An 18726-nucleotide genomic window follows, 5' to 3' on the forward strand; every position below is an offset into this window, starting at 1 on the left:
CGCATCCACTTATAATCAAACCGTACAGACAAAAGAGTCTGTCTGAAGTTATAAACACCTGAAGCTATAAGCCGCAGGGTGAGAGTGGATACTCTGCTTTGTTTTCAAACATTAGTAGATTATCATGTTAATCATCCATTGTCAATAGTTTCAAATAAAAAATCCTAAATCCAAAAGATGACACTACCTATGAATAAAAATAATAATATCACAAATTTTAATGTATCTCTCGAATATTATAAGATCTTCTATCATGTCGCAAAAAGCGGTGGAATTACTTCTGCCTCCAAAGCACTTAATATGTCACAACCTGCAGTAAGCCAACAGATATCAGCACTTGAAAAGCAGCTTGGTGTATCGCTTTTTATAAGGAGCGGAAGAGGTATAACACTGACCAAGGAAGGATCTCTTCTATTTGAATATGTAGAAAGAGGTTATGAAGAAATACTTCAGGGAGAAAGACGCCTTTCCCAGCTACTTCATCTTGAAGCAGGTGAAGTAAGGGTTGGTGCAAGTGATATGACTCTTCGCTTTTTCCTTCTTCCATATTTGGAAAAGTTCCATCAGCAATACCCAGGGATCAAGGTAACCGTCACTAACGGACCAACTCCCGAAACACTAAGATATCTCGAGGAAGACAGAATAGATTTCGGAGTAGTTTCATCACCTTTTCCTGAATCCATAAATCAAAACAATATAAGCTATACAGATGTAAGAGAAATTCAGGACTGCTTTGTTGCAGGCAGATCTTTTATCCAGTACAGAAATCACATGATCGATCTTTCTGAGCTTGAAAACCTTCCTCTTATAGCACTTGAAGGTCTGACTTCAACAGGCCGCTATGTAACTGAGTTCCTTGAGCGCAATAATGTCACTATCCATCCGGAATTCGAGCTTGCAACAAGTGATATGATAGTTCAGTTTGCCAAAAGATCTCTTGGTATTGGAATGGTTGTTCGCGATTTTGCCAAAGAAGATCTTGATAATGGAAAACTCTTCGAACTCAGATTCAAGCAGCGAATTCCTCCAAGGCACATAAGGCTTGTAACAAGCACAAAACGTCCTCAGTCTCTTGCATCAGCACAGCTTTTAGAGCTTATCAAGTCATGATCAGATTCTATTTATGCCAAGAGCTTTGAACTCATCCATCATCTGTTCAAGGCTCTTATATACAATTGCCTTGATTCCTGCATTCTTTGCACCTTCAACATTTTTGAGCGTATCATCTACAAATACGCACTTACTACGATCAAGCCCATAACGATCCACTATAAGATCATATATCTCTTTGTCAGGCTTAATAACCTTGTCTTTATAGCTTAAAATTCCGCCATCAACATATTCAAGAAAGGCCATCTCTTTTTTATTGCAGTCTATAGCACCTTTTGAAAAGTTGGACAGTACAAGAACCCTGTAATGAGCCTTCTTAAGTCCTTCTATAAGAGGAATTGATGTACTTCTTAGCTTTACGATTCCTTCAAAATCATCAAAACCCTTATGTATATAATCAGAAAATTCAGGGCTATTTGCACAAAGCTTCTCAACAATCTCCTCATGGCTCATAACGCCGCGATCAAATTCATTCCAGATATCTGTTCTTACCGTATCATCACCAATCTTCTCAACAAGCTCTTCCGGAATACCCTTTCTTATCAGCATCTGTCTCCATGAAAAGTCAACAAGAACATTGCCAATATCAAATATTATGGTATCGATGTTACCTGAAGGCTTTCTTGGATAAGCATTACCATACTTATCGTGATCCTGGTCCGAAGTCATAGCATCAAGAGATGCAACATTATGTCTTCCTGTAAAAAATCCTACTACCCAGATCATAAGCCATATTAAAATTGTAACTCCCACAGTTCCTCCAACTGCTGTTATAAACAGTTCAAAAGAATTAGCAGGGAAAATAAATGCAAGTACAAGAAGTGCAATATACATTCCAACCAAAACCACTATTCCGATTATTGCCGCTATTCTCTTTGGAGTCCATTTATTTGCGCTATTATTACTATCGTTCAATTTAAATCCTCCTGAAAACTAATCAATCTTATTACCTTATTAACCTAAATAAAAATATCGCAGCTAAAGAAACAAATCAATAGCTGCGACATATTTTATAACATATACATCAGATGATACAGGTATCATAAGTTCATATTCGATTTCGAGAAAGCTCTGATCGAGATGACTTTTGTCCCTTACATCATCAAATCATCATTTCTTAAGAGGGCTCTGGCGATAGATGATATCCTCACGAGCAGGTCCGTTAGAAACCATTGTGATCGGGAATCCAAGCTGCTCTTCAATAAAGTTAACATACTTTTTAGCATTTTCAGGAAGCTCATCAAAGTTTCTGATACCACGAATGTCACACTTCCATCCAGGAAGAGTTACATATACAGGCTTAGCCTTCTTAAGTTCTCTTGTTACAGGAAACTCTGTTGTCTCCTTACCATCAATTTCGTAAGCTACACAAACCTTTATTTCATCAAGGTATCCAAGATCATCAAGAACTGTGAAAGCTACATCTGTAGCGCCCTGAAGTCTACATCCATACTTACTTGCAACACAGTCATACCAACCCATACGTCTTGGTCTTCCTGTTGTAGCACCGTACTCACCGCCGTCTCCGCCGTGGTTACGCATAAGATCAGCCTCTTCTCCGAATATCTCAGATACGAATTCACCTGCACCAACTGCTGAGCTATATGCCTTTGTAACAGCAATGATCTGCTTGATCTCATATGGAGCTATTCCTGCACCAAGTGCACCATAAGCAGCAAGTGTATGAGAAGAAGTAACCATAGGATAGATACCATGATCAGGATCCTTCATTGTTCCAAGCTGGCCTTCAAGAAGAACTGTCTTATTGTCCTTAAGAGCCTTATCAAGGTACTCAGAAACATTTCCTATATAAGGACGAACCTGCTCTCTCCAATCAACGATTGTATTGAAAAGCTCCTCCTGATTGATTGGATCTGTATGATAAAGATGTACTAAAAGTGTATCTTTAATAGAAGCAATATTAGCGATCTTCTCTTTGATAACATCATCATCCTGGAAGAATTCGTTGATCTGCCAGCCAATCTTTGCAAACTTATCTGAATAGAAAGGTGCAATTCCTGACTTTGTAGAACCAAAGCTCTTACCTGCAAGACGAGCTTCTTCAAGTGTATCGAAAAGTACATGATATGGCATCATTACCTGAACTCTGTCAGAGATCATGATCTGTGGCATCGGAACACCCTTTGATGTAACATCCTTAAGCTCTCCCATGAACTTAGGAATATCAAAAGCCATACCATTTCCAATAATATTCATAATATTAGGATGAAATACTCCTGATGGCATTGTATGAAGAGCAAATTTACCATACTCATTAACGATAGTATGTCCAGCATTTGCACCACCCTGAAAACGGATAACAACATCAGCGTTATCTGCCATCATATCTGTAATCTTTCCTTTGCCTTCATCGCCCCAATTGGCGCCTACAACAGCCTTTACCATTTTTAATTTCCTCCTGAATATCCTATTTGTATTAACAAATAAATTGACATGACATATGATCACTTTTCTATTTTCGAATGATCATTTTCTGTCACCTTAAATAATATATATCATTTATCTCTATAAGTAAAATTGATATTTTTTATATTTGACATAAGCTGTACTTATGTATTTTAAAAATGGTCAATTATAGGAAGAAAATCGCAATAAATAGCATTTTATTTCATTGCAAGCTACTTTTATTTATATTAAAATATATTTGTTTGAACTATTTTAGTTATATGTAAATAAATGTGATATAATTTCTATTCAATTTCACTTGTTGTGTTAGTCTTAATAGATTTTCTCATATTTACAAAAGCCAGGGGGTATTATGCTACATGTAAAATCACTTGCAGAAGGACTGGACCTTTTTAAAGCGCTCGGTTCTGATGTTAGAGTAGAAATAATCAGGATTCTACTCGAAAATAATGGGATGAATATGAACGAGCTTGCTTCTCATCTCAATATAACTAACGGAGCTCTTACGAGCCATATTAAAAAGCTCGAAGAGTGCGGTGTAGTAACTGTATCCAACGAAACATCCGGTCATGGTAATCAGAAGATCTGCTCAGTACATCTTGATAAAATACTCATAGACATTCAAGATGAATCCAAGGATGAAAAAGTATATACTACTTCTATTAAAGTAGGTCTTTTTTCAGATTATGAAGTATTTCCAACATGTGGTATAGCTTCATCTTCACAGCTTATAGGCCAGGTCGATGATATAAGATATTTCTCTCACCCAGACAGATATCATGCTGATATTCTCTGGTTTACAAGAGGACATGTTGATTATATCATTCCTAATTTCATCCCCTTCTCGCAAAAGATTGATGAAATCTGCATATCTGCAGAACTTTCATCAGAAGCTCCGGGTGTTAATAATGTATGGCCATCTGATATTTATTTTTATCTGAATGATGTGAATCTTGGCTATTGGACATCGCCTGGAGATTTCGGAGATGTAAAAGGAATCTTTACACCTGAGTGGTGGTATCCAAAGTGGAATCAGTACGGACTTTTAAAAATGCTTGTTATAAACCACAAAGGAACCTTCATTGACGGGCTTCAGATTTCTGATATTAATATTGATCACTTCCATTTAACAAGTCAAAGTAATATCAAATTCAGAATGGAAGTTCCAGAAACTGCTGAACATGTTGGAGGCCTTACCATTTTCGGCAAGTCATTTGGTAACTATAATCAGGACATTGAAGTTCGTATGAGCTACAGCCCTATTGATCCAGAATGATCGATTAACTTAAATGTGCGCCGCCAGGAACACTTATAAAAAGCCTTTGAAAATTCATATGAATCTTCAAAGGCTTTTACTATATCTGTCCTTAAAACATCTTATTATTGTAAGCTCAAAAGCTGTAACAGATGAAGTCTATGACATTTTATTTCTATTTACTATACTCTTCCTTACTTTAGAAAAAATATATATCGCTGAACATATCACAGCAAATACCACAGATACATTTATCATGGAATCAATATTGAAATGAAGATATGAAAGGCTTACAAAACTTAATATAAGCAGCATAAGTATCATCCAGCCAAAGGCTATTCCTGCAACAAATACCAGTCCCATTATATCCTTTAGAAGATTAAGGGGATTAAACTCATTTTCCTTTGCTCGTCTGTAGGCAGCTTCCTCAGATTCTGTTTTAATGATATCTATTGCCCTTTGCTTTGCATCTGCCATTTCTGCATTATTCAGTTCATTATTATTGATCTTTATATTATTTTGTTCTGTGTTTTTGAGATTCTTACTATTCACTTTTTTACCACTTATTTCTTAACTATTTTCTTTGTAAAAGAACTATATTGCTTTGTCCTTTGATCAGATTCTATTCTACCACTTTTGAACCCCAGACAGTAATCTGTGATTCAAGACCAAGCGCTGTAAAAGTCATAGTTTCTACACTGCTTCCTTCTACATTCATAGAAACAGTAACTCCGCTATAGGTGTCACCATTAAAGCTTAGTGTTATATAAGGTGTTCCCTCTTCAAGACTCCAGGTTCCATCATAATAGCCGCTTATTGTACCATCCTCATTTAAAGTAATATTATGAGGCGTATTATAATCAAGACTCTTATAATCGATCTCAAGATCATGTACTATTACTTCATATTCTCCTAAAACTTCAGAGATATCATAACCATCTTCCCTAAGAGTCTCACCATCTGTAGCATATGGCGCAGCAACAAACCACCCTTCCTTATTGACAAAAAGCTGATGGATCTTAACATAGTGACCTTCCGAGCCATTGGTTGTCCTTGTATGGAACACTATATAAGCCTTGCCATCATCATCTACAAGTGCAGAGTTATGTCCCTGGGCAACCTGTCCTACAGACATGGTCTTCCACTTATATCCTCCAAATAGCCTGATACCTATACCTGAATTGTAGTTAAAAGAATATGTGTCATAGTAGGGAGTGTTTCCAAGTTCGTCAACATAATCGCCATCCGGAGTCTTTGATCTAAAGACCCTTACATTATATCCGCCTGCAGCTTCAAGATTACCATAAGAAATGAAAAGATAGTAATAATCCCCTATATGCTGTATATAAGAGCCTTCACCTGAAACATAAGAGCCACCTGCTATTAACTTGCCAAAATATGCATCGCTGTGAGTTCCTGTATCATAACTTACATTGTAATCTCTAAGCCCAGTCTCTTCATCGAGTTCCAACATAAAGATGCCGCCAGACCAAGATCCATAGCTCATCCAGAGATTACCTTCCTCATCATAGAATACGCAAGGATCGATACAGTTAGGATACATATCTCCCCACTTCTTGTTATCAACGCCATATGTAACATAGCGCTCAGGAATAGTATCCGTTCCTAGAACTTCTCCTGCGTCTGTCAATGAGAAAGTATCTGCATTAAAACCACCATATACTACGCTTCCAGCATATTCAAAAGGGCCATAAATTGAATCACCTGTAAGAAGGACAATATTGGATTTCCAGTTATCTCCATTTGCTGACAAATAGATACAATATTTTTCCATAGTCTCATTATAGATAATATCAGGAGCCCAGAGATATCCATACCACTCACCATTTTCATCATCATTCCACTGCCTTATCATAGCTATGATCTCATCAGAAAGAGATGCCCTAAAATCTGTAGTTCTGTCTTCCCAGTCAAAAAGATCATCTGATGATGCGCTTGTAATATGCGTTCCTACTATATAGTATGTTCCATCTGTATCCTTAAAGATAGAAGGATCATGAACGGATACAGTCTTGGCAGTCTTTTGATCTTCCTTATCAAACTCTCTTACAACTTCAGTAAGCTTAAGATTAAGGACGCAGCGAACAGTCGCCTCTTCCTGTCCATATTTGATCGTTACATAGGGCCTTATGGAAACATCTGTAGAAGACGAAGCAAGGGAAGGAGTAGCACTCTCTCCTTCTCCTCCTATTAGTATACCTTCAATAGTATAGCTTTCACCTGTTCTCAAAATAGGCAGCTCATCTGGCATGGAATTATCACTTGCTGCAACCAGATTTTCAGAATTAGTATACTGGAACTTCTTACCGGAAATTGTACTATCATCCGTCTCATTACTAACTATAAGCGTATAATGAACCTCTTCCCCATCTTCATATTCAAGCTTATCTGTAGTAAGTGTTACGCTTACGCCGTCTTTAGTCTCATAATAAGTATTACCGTTAAGACCGCTTATAAGCTGCTCTTTAGAATCTGACGCTTCTACATAACTGCCTTCTTCACCACTACCATTAACCTCTGACTTTTGAAAAGTACAACCTGTAGTAAGAATCATCGTAATCCCAAAGACCATTAATGTTCTTAGAATCCTCTTATTATCAAAGCTATATATATGCATTATTTTATTACTCATATTAGATATATTAATTCTATTATTCATAGTCGGATTATATTTTTAATATAGGTGTCAAAAGTTTCTTTAATAGTCACTCAAACTTTTAAAAAAGCTTCCGGGCACAACTGCACCCGGAAGCACGTATTGTTTAGAAAAAATTATTCTACTTCAACTGACATAATGTCGATGTAGCACTCTTCGCATGTAAGGATCATGTACATAGGATCGCCTGCAGCACAAGTTGTTGTCCAGCTTGTCTTATTTGTAAGCTCATTACCATCTTTATCAACGATAAGTGCATCAACAACCATTGATGAACCATCTCTTGTGATAGTAAGTGTAACATCAGCATCCTTCATAGCTTCAAGCCATGTAGCCCAGTCATCACCCCAGCTTGTCTCATATGTTACATCGCCGCTTTCAATATCAGCATCCCATCCGTATGCATCAGCACGAACAGCTGCATATTCAACGTGATCAGCACTACCAACACCTTCGTCAGGGTTAGGATTCTTATGAGCTTCTGTCTCTTCATTAGTGAAGATCATTACATAGTTGTGCCAGTTATCAACACCGTCTGAATAGTTCTTTAAGTTAATTGTAGTAGTTGTTCCATCAGCAATCTCGATTGGAGCAGCCCAGTCTGTCCACCAGCCGTTACTATAATCTGTAGCGCCTACAGAATCAATTGCATCAGGATCAGCTTCAACAGTTAAAGCATCTTCAATAGAAAGGATATCGATATAGCATGCCTCGCCTGTAATTGCAAAGTAGCAATCGTCATCAGCTGTGATATCTGCAGGGAATGTAACTGTACATGTGTTAGCAGATCCAAGATAATCTGTCTGAACAGCATTAACTGTAAGTTCAGAACCATTTCTTGAAATTGTAAGCTCAACATCAGCTTCCATCATAACCTGTGTAAGCCATGTTCCCCAGTTACCCCAGCTATAGTTGAACAGTGAAGCATCGATATCTCCATCAGGAGTCCATCCAAATGCATCTGCTCTTACAACACCGTACTCCTTATGATCAGCAGAACCTGACTCATTAGGATCTTCATGTGCAGGTGTTTCTTCGTTAGTAAAGAGAACTGAATAGTTATCGTAGCTGTTGATACCATCGGACCAGTTCTTAAGCTTAACTACCTTTGTTTCTCCATCCTTAAGCTCTGTAAACTGTGACCAGTCGCTCCACCAGCCGTTAGAAAAATCTGTAGCACCAACTGTATCAATAGCATTTTCATCTACTGTAAGAACTACATCATGGCTTGGTGCATCATATGTTGCAGAAGCATCACCGTTTTCATATAAAGCCTTGATCTGAGAAGCGTCAAGTACATAGTCATATACATATACTTCATCAAAGGCACCCTTCATTATTGCATCCCAGTAGTTAATGCCAAGAAGGAAATCAAAGTTATCAGACTCTGACATAGTACCGCTTACAACATATGTAGGTCTTACATTACCATCTGAATCATATCCGATAAGCTCTTCACCATTAAGATAAAGATGAGATATTATCAATGTTCCATCCTCTGAAAGTTCTGTAGGATCTACAGTAAGAGTGATATTACTCCACTCTCCCACATGTGTATTAACTTCATCCGGATACCAGTTAGGCCACTTAGCATCATCAAGCTGATCATATGCCCAAACACAAGGGAATGCGCTTCCATCCGGATTCCAGTCTGCCCAAGTAAAGTTTACATAGTGCTGGCCTCCTGTAGCATCACCATGCATATCAGGACCATACTGAAGTGTAGGCATATAGTTAGCTGATCTTTCAGGACATACCCAGAAAGAAACTGTGTATGTATCGCCAACACCGTTAACATCAAGCTTAGCACCCTTACTTCCATCTACGTAAAGAGCATTTCCGCTTACACCTGTTACATAAGTAACTGCATCATCTGTTGTCTGAACGATAGGTGTTGCAGCTGTATCCTGAATGGCTGAATGTACTCTTTCATCTTCTTCATCAAAAGAAAAATAGTACTTATAGTCATCCGGAATCTCAGATGCTGCTACAGCAGCCTCTTCCTGTGTAGCTGCCTCTGATGCATTTTCTGTAGCATCTTCTGCAACAGAAGCTTCCTGTGATGAAGCCGCATCACCAGATGTATTATCTGATGAGGAGCTGCATCCTGCAAGAAGAGAAGCACTCATCATAACTCCCATCATGATACTTACAACTTTCTTCTTCATAAAACCCTCCTTATAATATGAAAAATATTAAATACCCTTTTCTCTACACATGCAGTATGGATATGCTCCATACTGCATGAATGTAACCTTTATGATCAATTACTGAGCAAATGAATCCACAACAGCCTGATAAGATGCAAGATCCTCTTCAGAGAGAACATCATATCCACTAGGTCCAAAGTAAGAGATCATAGCTTCTGCATGATAATAGTTAGCCTGACGTGTAGCCTCATCAGCGTAGTCAGCAGCCTTAGCTGTACCTGCATCTACAAGATCATGTATACCAATTGAATTGAAGTACTGATCACAGAAGTTCCAGTATCCGGCAATGCTGTACCATCCATATGCAACAGGTCTTGTAATAGATGCAAAATAGTCATCCCAGTAATCTACTGTTCCATCTTCACTTGTTACAGTTGGGAAAAGAGCTCTGTATCTTTCCCAAACACCTTCATCAAGTGTCATAGGTACAGGCATATTTGCATGCTTAAGAGCAACACCTGACTCATTAGTAATAGTTTCATCCTCATAGATATCAAGACGAGCATTCCATCCATCAACACCAAATGTCATGAACTTAAGAAGAAGATATGCTTCATAAGGATGCTCACAGGATGTTGAAACGCCGCCCATGTACATGTTTGCAATTACGTTATGCTCTTTCTCATCAACAACATTAGGAGTTACGTAAGGAACGATATCAAGTCCGTAATAATCCTGATATGACTGACCATCGATCTCTGTGTTCCAGAGATTTTGATATGACCAGAAACCCTCTGAGAATACTGCAACATGTCCTGTAGCACCAAACCATGTTGACCAGTCACCTGACCAGTCTTCCATAGCCTGTGTATCCTGCTGAGGAGCTACATAACCGCCAAGCTTAAGGTCTGAGAACTGCTGTTCACCTGTTGCCCAATATGAAAGATCAAAATCTGTTCCATCAAATCCAAACTCACCCTTTATAGCTCTTTCTTCTGGTGAGCATGCTGCTATACCATAAAGAGAATCAAGTCTGTTATAGTAACCAAGACCGTAATATTTCATACCTGTTCTGTCATCTACCGTAGCGTCTTTTATAAGCTGGATCATCTCATCCCATGTCCAGTCTGTACGTGGCATTTCAAGATTAAGCTTGTCGATAACATTTCTATCGATAAAGATAGCACTTGGCTGATACCATGCAGGAACTGCATATCTTACATCTGTATCAAACATACCAATACCATATTCATTGATTGTAGCCATCAGATTAGCTGTCTCAGGATCGTTATTGTAGTAGTCTGTGATATCAGCCCAGTACATATTTGCAAGAGCAGTATCAGAGTCTGTACCTACGAATACATCAGGGAACTCTCCGGCAGCGGCTGCTGCAGAAAGGTCTGTAGACATATCACTGATAACCTTGGTCTCAACTGTGATGTTAGGATATTTCTCCATGAACTTCTCAGCCAGAATATTGATAGTTGTCTCATCTTCATAGTGCCAGTAAGTAAGAGTTATATTGTCAGTTGTAACTCCTTCTTCACCTGAAGCATTCGCTGTAGAATCTGTGCCCTGGCTACCGGAAGTATTACCGGATCCGCAGGCAGCTGTCCCAACAACCATAGCTGCTGCGAGCATACTTGCAGCAATTTGATTAAATCTCTTTTTCATAAGAACCCTCCTTTTATTTACGTATCTAATACCTCTGCCATTATTAAGCCTTTAAGATCAGATAAAAAAGGCTTACATGCTATAAAAGCAAAGGTTAATACACTTTTACTCACCTGTGATACCGGCTCTGTCAATACTTTCAACGAACTGCTTCTGAAGGATCAGATACATGATAAGAAGCGGAATTATTGAAAGTGATGTAGCCGCCATACGAACAGATTCATTAAGGCTTGTTGCCGTTGAACCAACAGTTGCCTTTGAAGCAAATGATGAATCAAAGTTCTTAAGCTGTACTACAAGGTTTGTCCAGATACTGTTACCTGAAAGTCCCTGTACATAAAGCTCTGTAAGATATGACTCGTTCCAGTACCATACAAAGGAAAACAAAACTACTGTTACAATTGCAGGAACCGCTGATGGAACCGCTATCCTGAAGAACCTCTTAAAGTGACCTGCTCCGTCTATTGCTGCAGCCTCCATAAGAACCTTTGGAACCTGTCTGAAGAACTGATAGAATATCAGGATAAATATAGGAGCATTAAGGCCATTTCCAAAAAGAGCCGGAAGTACAAAAGTCCATATAGTACCAAGAATACCCATATTGTTATATAGAACATATGTTGGGATCATTGTTACCTGACTTGGAAGAATATATGAGAAAATAAGTATTCCAAGCATTATCTTCTTGCCCTTAAACTCATATCTGGCAAATCCATATCCAACCATCATATCAACAAAGATATTGCAAAGAGTCGGAAGACCTGCTATCAAAATTCCCTTAAAAAATGAAGCCCAAAAGTCAAGTGATGTAGCTGCATCTATATAATTCTGAAGATAAAAGTGACTTGGAATCCACTTGACCGATGTATCAAGAAGGTCATTCTGATCCATGAAACTGGTACTAATCATGTAGAAAATAGGGTACAAGTATACGAATCCAATGCAGATAAGAAGACCATAGATCACGATCATCTTTCCGGCTCCCTGTTTTTCTCTTGTGCCGAACATAAATCTGTGAAGCTTTTCTTTGGTAAAAAAACTTCTTAAATCCTTATTAGTAGTCGCCTGAGCCATCATAGGTTGTGAACTTTCCTTTTCTTTGGATTTTTTCCATCCTTGCTGCATTTCTTCGTCCCCTCCTTTCTATACGTTTTGCTTCTCTTTCTTCTTTCTTAAGCTGTTTCTTGTGCTTCTTTACAAGTCTGTCATAATGATCCTTCTTGGATCCAAGAAGCAGGAAGAAAAGAAGTGTGATGATCGTAATAACAAGTGCGTACATCCATGCCATTGCTGATGCATATCCATAACCTTTCTCCTTGGTTCCGGAGAACATGGCATCTTTGATCATAGTTATAAGTTCGTTCTGTTCATTACCTGAAAGGAATATTACCGTGTATACCGAACATAACAAAATCATTGATTTGATAGTGGGAAGTGTTATCTTCCAAAAGCATTCCCATTCAGAACCACCATCAATCTTGGCTGCTTCATACATTGAAGGATCAACCTTTTGAAGTGCAGACAAGAAAATAAGTATCTGAACACCCGAATACCACAGGATCATTATCATATTTGAAAAGATCTCGCCGATTCCCTCTGCTGCTGAAGCTGGAAGAAATGTTTCCATGGCTGATACTATAGCCTGAGTATCCATTGCAGGAATACTTGATGCGCCTTCACTTACAAGAAGATTCATAACAGGACCCGATACAATGATTACCGGAAGGAAGAAGATAAGTCTAAAGAACCCCCTTGCTACTATCTTGCCGTTAAGCATCATAGCAATCATAAGAGCAAAGACAACTATGATCGGAACCTCAACCAGTGTCTGCCATATATAAGTTACAAGCTGCTGTGGAAACTCCGGATTCTCAAGCCATATCTGCGTAAAGTTACCGGTTCCCAGGAAGGTAAACTTCATTCCGTTAGGAGTGATCCTGATGTTGTACCACATGTAGTAAAAAGACTGCACCAGTGGAATAAGCAAAAATGCCAGAACTCCGATCAGCCAGGGAGCTACAAACAGATATCCCATTCTGGCTTCTCTTGATTCTAATTTTCCAAGTTTTATCCTGGGCTTCTTTTCTTTTTTCCCTAAAATCTTCATTTACTCTGCCACCTCGTAAGACATAGTGTCGATCGTAATACCATCTACAGTCTGTGAACTTTCACCGTAGTTAATATAGATTACAACTCCATTAGAATAAGTTACTCTGGTTACGCTGTTATCAAGAAGCTCATGATTTACAATTACTGCATCCTGTGTTTTTTCGTGAAGAGCTTTGAACTCCTTGTCATAAGCTATGATCGTATCCTTAAATGAACTATATTCTGAAGAATAGATATCACATGAATTAGTATTGATAAGTTCAGATGAGCTTTCCTTAGTTATATAAAATGAAGGGAAGGCTCCTGACTCTATCATCTTAAGGAAGAATTCATTTTTATTGGCTTCAAAGTTCACATATTCTGCATACACTGGCATGATACCTGTAAGTACTATTGATAAAAATGGTATTTCAACATCCTCTAAAATGTAGCTTGAAGAATAAAGCGGCATATCAAGGAATGCTTTGGTATTAGCCCAGTAAGAAGCTATAGGTGTTTCAAGCACAAGATCAGATGATCCGTATAAGGTTTCGATAGTAGATTTATAGGAAGCTGCTGTATCAAATCTTGTATACTTGGTTCCGCTGTAGGTGTAGGTATACATTGTATTAGAAATACCTGCTACTGCCAGATTATTAACACCCTCCTTGCTATAGCTATTTAAAACCTTATTAAGTACAGTATCTGCACGAGATGGTGTTATATACAAAAATGTGTCATATACATCTTTGTAGGTCTCATACTCATAACGCCTTTTGTTGACCTTCTTAACAACATTGAAAGTCGCATTCTGCTCATCAGGATTTATGATAAGAGCATCATCATAAAGATAAAGATTTATTCCATCAGCTTCAGCTTCCTGAATGAGTTTTGTAAGATCAGAAGTTCCGCCTATCTTGCCATCAGCCTTATATTTAGTAATAGGAAGATCATAAAGGCCTCCTGCCTGCCAGCCCTTGTATACTGACATAAGCGTTGTAACACCGCTTCCTTCAAGATCATCATAGATCTCTCTTATATCATCTGTAGTTGTCATTACAACTGCGCTTGTTCCCAAGAGCCATGACTCTCTTTCTGTTCCAAGAAAATCTACTCTTGTGTTATAAGAAACATCCTGCTTTGTCAGCATCCCGCCATCAAGAAGATAATCTCTGTAGCTTGATGCCATACCGCTATAAGTTGCATCAGAACCTGATAAGAACTTAAATCTTACCTGAAGATCAGAATGGCTTCTGTCTGCTTCATATACATGGAGTGAACCTGATGTAGAATTATTACTTGTAGGCTGTGTATAAAGCTTTCTTAAAATAAATCTTGCATAGGATCTGTTGTAATTAACGCTTACACCATTGGGCATTACATTGATATCAGCTCTCTGTGCGCCATCTTCTACGATTCCAAGAAAGGCGATCTGATCATCTGTATGAGCAATTCCAAAAACAGGAGCCAGGATTTGCTGAGGATCAGTTATCGTATTATATCTGTCAAGAAGAAGCGTATTAACTTCGGATTCATCAAAACCTATATCTTCACCATATATAAGTGCTGAATAGCCGCTTGAAAATCTTCCTTCTTTATCATCAAGATAAACAAGAGCACCATTTCCATCAGGAATGAACATATAACCTTCGTTATCATCAAGATAAGATGTTCCCATGTACGGATACATTGAAACAGTTCCTATATAATATGATTCCCCGTCTTCCCTGATCGAATCTTCTGCAATTCTTGTAGTAAGGCCCTCATCTGTAAAAGAAACTTCAAGAGTCATTCCAAGCTTATAAGTATTCCAGTAAAGCTCTGCCGAAAAGCCCGTATCTGTATAAGTTATAGTCTTTGTGACATCATCATTTATAAGATCTGCCTGCTTAGTGTCATCATTAGCACTTATAAGTGTCATAACAACTGCTGAATGCATCGCGCCATACCAGGTTGCATTGCTCTGTCCGTCATCATACGTAGGATAGCTTTCAAGTGTTGCACCTGTTGTCTTATCTTCTATTACAAGCGAAAGATCTTCTTCGCTCACATACAGGTTATAACCAGAATTTGATACTACATACTTATGTCCATCGATTTCCTGCGCCGCATAAACAACATTTATGTTACCGGGCAAAAAACTATTTTCGCACCTTTGTGCATATTCTGCGCAGCCAAGAACCATTGCCAGAGTCAGCGCTGTGCATGTGCCTTTTTTTAATAATCCAAGTAATTTATTAGCCGCCAATGCGATACACCACCTCTCCGAACAGTGACTGCAGGAAATCAAACACCTGAGACCACAATACATAAATAATAAATGCAAGCAGACATACTATAAGGATCGTAAATGCAGTAAGTCCAATGATCTTAAAGGTCTCACCTACTGAATAGTTATTGATCTCTCGAATCGCAATAAATACAAGAACCACGATCCAGCAGACCATGCAAAAACGTCCGAAACTTACGAAGAACTCTTCGTTATAAGTAACCGCATGACTAAGTGCAAAGATAAATGGCATAAATACGATAAACGGAGATGCAGAGTAAATAAATGAACAATATATATGCCTTAACTTACCTTCACCATCGTTAATGGTACACATAAGGTAGTTACATCCAACTACAAGACAAAGCAAAGTCAATATCATCACGATATCTGATATAACATCAAACTGGCCTTCTCTTACTGTCTTAAACATAAATCCGCAGAAGTACTTATTGATTATGTAAAATACCATCATGATCACAAGAAGAATATTTGCAGAAAGAACCGAAACCTTGTTCTGACGCTTTATTCCGTAGTTACCATCAATAGGATGTCTCATATAGAAGAAGATATATCGAAGCTGGGATATAAGCTTAATGTTTTTGATCTTTTCAATAACTTCCCTTGGCTTTTTAAGGATATTCTTTTTCTTATCAAGAACTATGATCACATTCTTTAAAACTATCAAAAGTATGATAATTATAATTACAGTAGACAGGTTCTTTTTAAGCCATGTATTTCTTATTTCCCAGAAAGCATCTGAATACAGATCATTATCTTTGGAAAGCTTTGCATATTTAAGTGCGCCCTCATAATCACCTTCCTTGTAAAGAGCCATACCCATTGCCATGTTGGCATAATCAAACAAGTTGTTCATCATAAGAACCTGTGACAAAGGCTCCTTACTCTCTTCATATCTTCCCTTTGAAAAAAGATATAAAGCTTCGTGAAGATAATCAGTAAATTCAGTTGGCTCATATATCTGGATCTGTGCCTTTTCTGAATCAAGAACATAGATCTTGTCATCACTGCTTATCTGAATTGCTTCAGCCTTAGTTGAAAGACCAATTCTCTGCTGGCCATCATCCTTACCACCAAACATGAAAAGGAGTTTACCTTCATTGTTGTACTCATATATAAAGCCCTGCTGAGATACTACGAAGAAGTTATCGTGATTACCAACAGCTATTGCAGCCGGAACCGTATCACTCTTACCAGGCTCAGTTATCATATTTACGCCTGCTATATTAAGACGCTTTATAGTATCATCACCCTCACCTCTTGTTACTGTGTAGATGATACCCTTTTCATCAATCGCCATATTATCTGGAGTTGCAGGAATATTACCTACCATCTTTGCACGCTGTGCATCTGTAAGAAGGGCTCTCCAGACAATTGTCCATAATGAAGCATTAGTAGCATTTGTACCAAAATATCCAAGGAAAGTTCCGTCATCGACCGGGCTGATCTCGACTATACCATTTGTATTGGATTCACATACCACATACATAGTTCCTGATGAATTAACTACTATCTTAAGAGGAAGGAAATCAAGAGCATCACCGTACATCGGCACATCAGGTCTTCCATATGTATGAATAAGTTCCCCGTTTTCATCAAACACAAATATGGACTTTGCATCTCTGTCAGCTACGTAAGTGATATGCTCATCTGTAACATATATACCTTTTGGATTAACAAGTGTTCCTTCTCCAAAAGTTGTAATAAGATTTCCATCAGAATCTCCTACTACAACTCTCTTATTGCCGCTATCAAGAACATACATAGTTCCATCATCAAGAAGTGTAAAATCAGTAGGAGTAAGAAGTGCTTCATCACCGATCTTGGTTATTGTCTTATAAGGAAGGTATGCTGTCTGAGTCTCTGTAACTGAGTTATAGCCATCTACGGTATAGGTCTTATAAGGAGCATCTGCATTTGCAGTCATTCCTCCTAAAGTGCAAGTAAGACATAAACTTGTAAGCACTATACCAAATGCTTTTTTAAAGGTATTTCGTAACCTGTGATTCGTTTGCTTTTTTACAAATGTAGTTTTCACTTTTAACCTCATGCCTCAACTGCAAGGATAGACTTTTATTTTCGATATTGACGGAGCCTTGCGACGCCAATTCGTATGAGCAATCTATTTAGATCCTCTTTTTGAAAAATAAATTTTCAACTAAGGTTCCTATACTTTACTTAATACCTGATGTTGCCATTGTGTTCATGACGCTGTTCTGAAGGATACAGAAAAGGATCAGGTTTGGAAGGAACATGATAAGTGAAGCGGCAGCTGCTATACCTTGTCCTGCTACAGTATTAGTAGTCGTTGCACTTGTAAGAGTGTTCATATAAAATGCCAGTGATTTAAGTGAATCGTCATTGATGTAATAATTAGCATATTCTATATTGGTCCATACCTGCTGGAATACCAGAATAGCTGCAGTAGCAATGGCAGGCTTTATAAGAGGAATAATGATGCTTGTATATATCTTCCACTCAGATGCTCCATCAAGATAAGCTGCTTCAATGAGCGAATCCGGAACCTGATCTACGAACCCCTTTACAAGGAACAAGGCTACAGGAACAGCGATAAGCGGAAGTATCTCTGCAAGGTATGTATCTATAAGGCCAAGCTTATTTACAATTAGATATCTCGGGATCATAACAGCTACAGCTACGAACATAAGTGCTATCTGGTTGATCTGCATCATTATGGTTCTTCCCTTAAACTTAAGCTTGGAAAGTGCATATGCTGCCATTGTAGAAAAAAGAAGTGAAGCAGTCACAGATACAATCGTTATGAATATACTGTTAAATACATATTTACTAAGCGGAATACTTGCACTTCTTGAAGCCTTGGCAAGCTTTGAGAAGTTATCAAGTGTCGGATTGGTTGTAATAAACTTAGGCGGGAATGCAAACAGCTCTTCCATAGGTTTAAAAGCATGAAATATTATGAAAACGATTGGAAGTCCCGTCAAAAGAACCATTGGAAGTATTAATAAATAGATCTTTATCTGTCCTTTTTCAAATTTATCCGGATTAGTCCGGTGTCCTCTATAAGCAGCCATTT

13 protein-coding genes are annotated in these 18726 nt (G+C 38.2%); 2 read left to right on the forward strand and 11 right to left on the reverse strand.

What is annotated here, in order from left to right; translation table 11 throughout:
- The first annotated feature begins 189 nt into the window (after positions 1-189).
- The gene (locus K6G87_RS10740) at positions 190-1110 is read left to right on the forward strand and encodes a LysR family transcriptional regulator (RefSeq protein ID WP_296836891.1); all 921 of its coding nucleotides are present in this window, start codon (positions 190-192) and stop codon (positions 1108-1110) included.
- Here the strand turns inward: K6G87_RS10740 and K6G87_RS10745 are convergent, their stop codons facing one another.
- Together K6G87_RS10745 and K6G87_RS10750 are read right to left on the reverse strand one after the other, a co-directional pair.
- Positions 1111-2025: an HAD family hydrolase gene (locus K6G87_RS10745; protein WP_296836894.1), complete on the reverse strand. Its 915-nt coding sequence runs from the start codon at positions 2023-2025 to the stop codon at positions 1111-1113. It lies immediately after the preceding gene.
- Between the two features lie 195 nt (positions 2026-2220).
- Positions 2221-3516, reverse strand: a complete 1296-nt coding sequence (locus K6G87_RS10750; protein WP_296836897.1) for an adenylosuccinate synthase — start codon at positions 3514-3516, stop codon at positions 2221-2223.
- Positions 3517-3889: 373 nt separating this feature from the next.
- On the opposite strand from K6G87_RS10750, the gene K6G87_RS10755 reads away from it, so the two are divergent.
- Positions 3890-4813 (forward strand): ArsR/SmtB family transcription factor, encoded by a 924-nt coding sequence (locus K6G87_RS10755; RefSeq protein WP_296836900.1) that lies wholly within the window; start codon positions 3890-3892, stop codon positions 4811-4813.
- A gap of 138 nt (positions 4814-4951) precedes the next feature.
- Here K6G87_RS10755 and K6G87_RS10760 read toward each other — a convergent pair whose 3' ends face one another.
- From K6G87_RS10760 to K6G87_RS10800, 9 genes are all read right to left on the reverse strand, one after another.
- Positions 4952-5344, reverse strand: a complete 393-nt coding sequence (locus tag K6G87_RS10760; protein WP_296836902.1) for a hypothetical protein — start codon at positions 5342-5344, stop codon at positions 4952-4954.
- Between the two features lie 70 nt (positions 5345-5414).
- Positions 5415-7367, reverse strand: a complete 1953-nt coding sequence (locus K6G87_RS10765; protein ID WP_296836905.1) for a glycoside hydrolase family 43 protein — start codon at positions 7365-7367, stop codon at positions 5415-5417.
- A 218-nt stretch (positions 7368-7585) separates the two neighbouring features.
- Positions 7586-9637: a hypothetical protein gene (locus K6G87_RS10770; RefSeq protein ID WP_296836907.1), complete on the reverse strand. Its 2052-nt coding sequence runs from the start codon at positions 9635-9637 to the stop codon at positions 7586-7588.
- A 99-nt stretch (positions 9638-9736) separates the two neighbouring features.
- Positions 9737-11293 carry an ABC transporter substrate-binding protein gene (locus K6G87_RS10775; RefSeq protein ID WP_296836910.1) on the reverse strand — a complete coding sequence of 519 codons (1557 nt, stop codon included), beginning with the start codon at positions 11291-11293 and terminating at the stop codon, positions 9737-9739.
- Positions 11294-11398: 105 nt separating this feature from the next.
- Positions 11399-12418 (reverse strand): carbohydrate ABC transporter permease, encoded by a 1020-nt coding sequence (locus tag K6G87_RS10780; protein ID WP_296836913.1) that lies wholly within the window; start codon positions 12416-12418, stop codon positions 11399-11401.
- A complete protein-coding gene (locus tag K6G87_RS10785) occupies positions 12348-13400 on the reverse strand; it encodes a carbohydrate ABC transporter permease (RefSeq protein ID WP_296836916.1) in 1053 nt (350 codons plus the stop codon). Before K6G87_RS10785 ends, K6G87_RS10780 begins: the two co-directional genes overlap by 71 nt.
- Complete coding sequence (locus tag K6G87_RS10790; protein WP_296836919.1) at positions 13401-15629, reverse strand: DUF5696 domain-containing protein; 2229 nt, start codon at positions 15627-15629, stop codon at positions 13401-13403. It lies immediately after the preceding gene.
- Positions 15619-17598, reverse strand: a complete 1980-nt coding sequence (locus tag K6G87_RS10795; RefSeq protein WP_296836922.1) for a YIP1 family protein — start codon at positions 17596-17598, stop codon at positions 15619-15621. The genes K6G87_RS10790 and K6G87_RS10795 overlap by 11 nt, the downstream gene beginning before the upstream one ends.
- A gap of 247 nt (positions 17599-17845) precedes the next feature.
- Positions 17846-18724, reverse strand: a complete 879-nt coding sequence (locus tag K6G87_RS10800) for a carbohydrate ABC transporter permease (protein ID WP_296836924.1) — start codon at positions 18722-18724, stop codon at positions 17846-17848.
- Between the last annotated feature and the right edge of the window lie 2 nt (positions 18725-18726).

The organism is Butyrivibrio sp., from assembly GCF_024699075.1.

Excerpts from the sequence above, each read along its gene's own strand:
- K6G87_RS10740 (WP_296836891.1), top strand. The coding sequence starts at position 190 with ATGAATAAAAATAATAATATCACAAATTTTAATGTATCTCTCGAATAT.
- K6G87_RS10750 (WP_296836897.1), bottom strand. The coding sequence starts at position 3,516 with ATGGTAAAGGCTGTTGTAGGCGCCAATTGGGGCGATGAAGGCAAAGGA.
- K6G87_RS10755 (WP_296836900.1), top strand. The coding sequence starts at position 3,890 with ATGCTACATGTAAAATCACTTGCAGAAGGACTGGACCTTTTTAAAGCG.
- K6G87_RS10765 (WP_296836905.1), bottom strand. The coding sequence starts at position 7,367 with ATGATTCTTACTACAGGTTGTACTTTTCAAAAGTCAGAGGTTAATGGT.
- K6G87_RS10770 (WP_296836907.1), bottom strand. The coding sequence starts at position 9,637 with ATGAAGAAGAAAGTTGTAAGTATCATGATGGGAGTTATGATGAGTGCT.
- K6G87_RS10775 (WP_296836910.1), bottom strand. The coding sequence starts at position 11,293 with ATGAAAAAGAGATTTAATCAAATTGCTGCAAGTATGCTCGCAGCAGCT.
- K6G87_RS10780 (WP_296836913.1), bottom strand. The coding sequence starts at position 12,418 with ATGCAGCAAGGATGGAAAAAATCCAAAGAAAAGGAAAGTTCACAACCT.
- K6G87_RS10785 (WP_296836916.1), bottom strand. The coding sequence starts at position 13,400 with ATGAAGATTTTAGGGAAAAAAGAAAAGAAGCCCAGGATAAAACTTGGA.
- K6G87_RS10795 (WP_296836922.1), bottom strand. The coding sequence starts at position 17,598 with ATGACTGCAAATGCAGATGCTCCTTATAAGACCTATACCGTAGATGGC.
- K6G87_RS10800 (WP_296836924.1), bottom strand. The coding sequence starts at position 18,724 with ATGGCTGCTTATAGAGGACACCGGACTAATCCGGATAAATTTGAAAAA.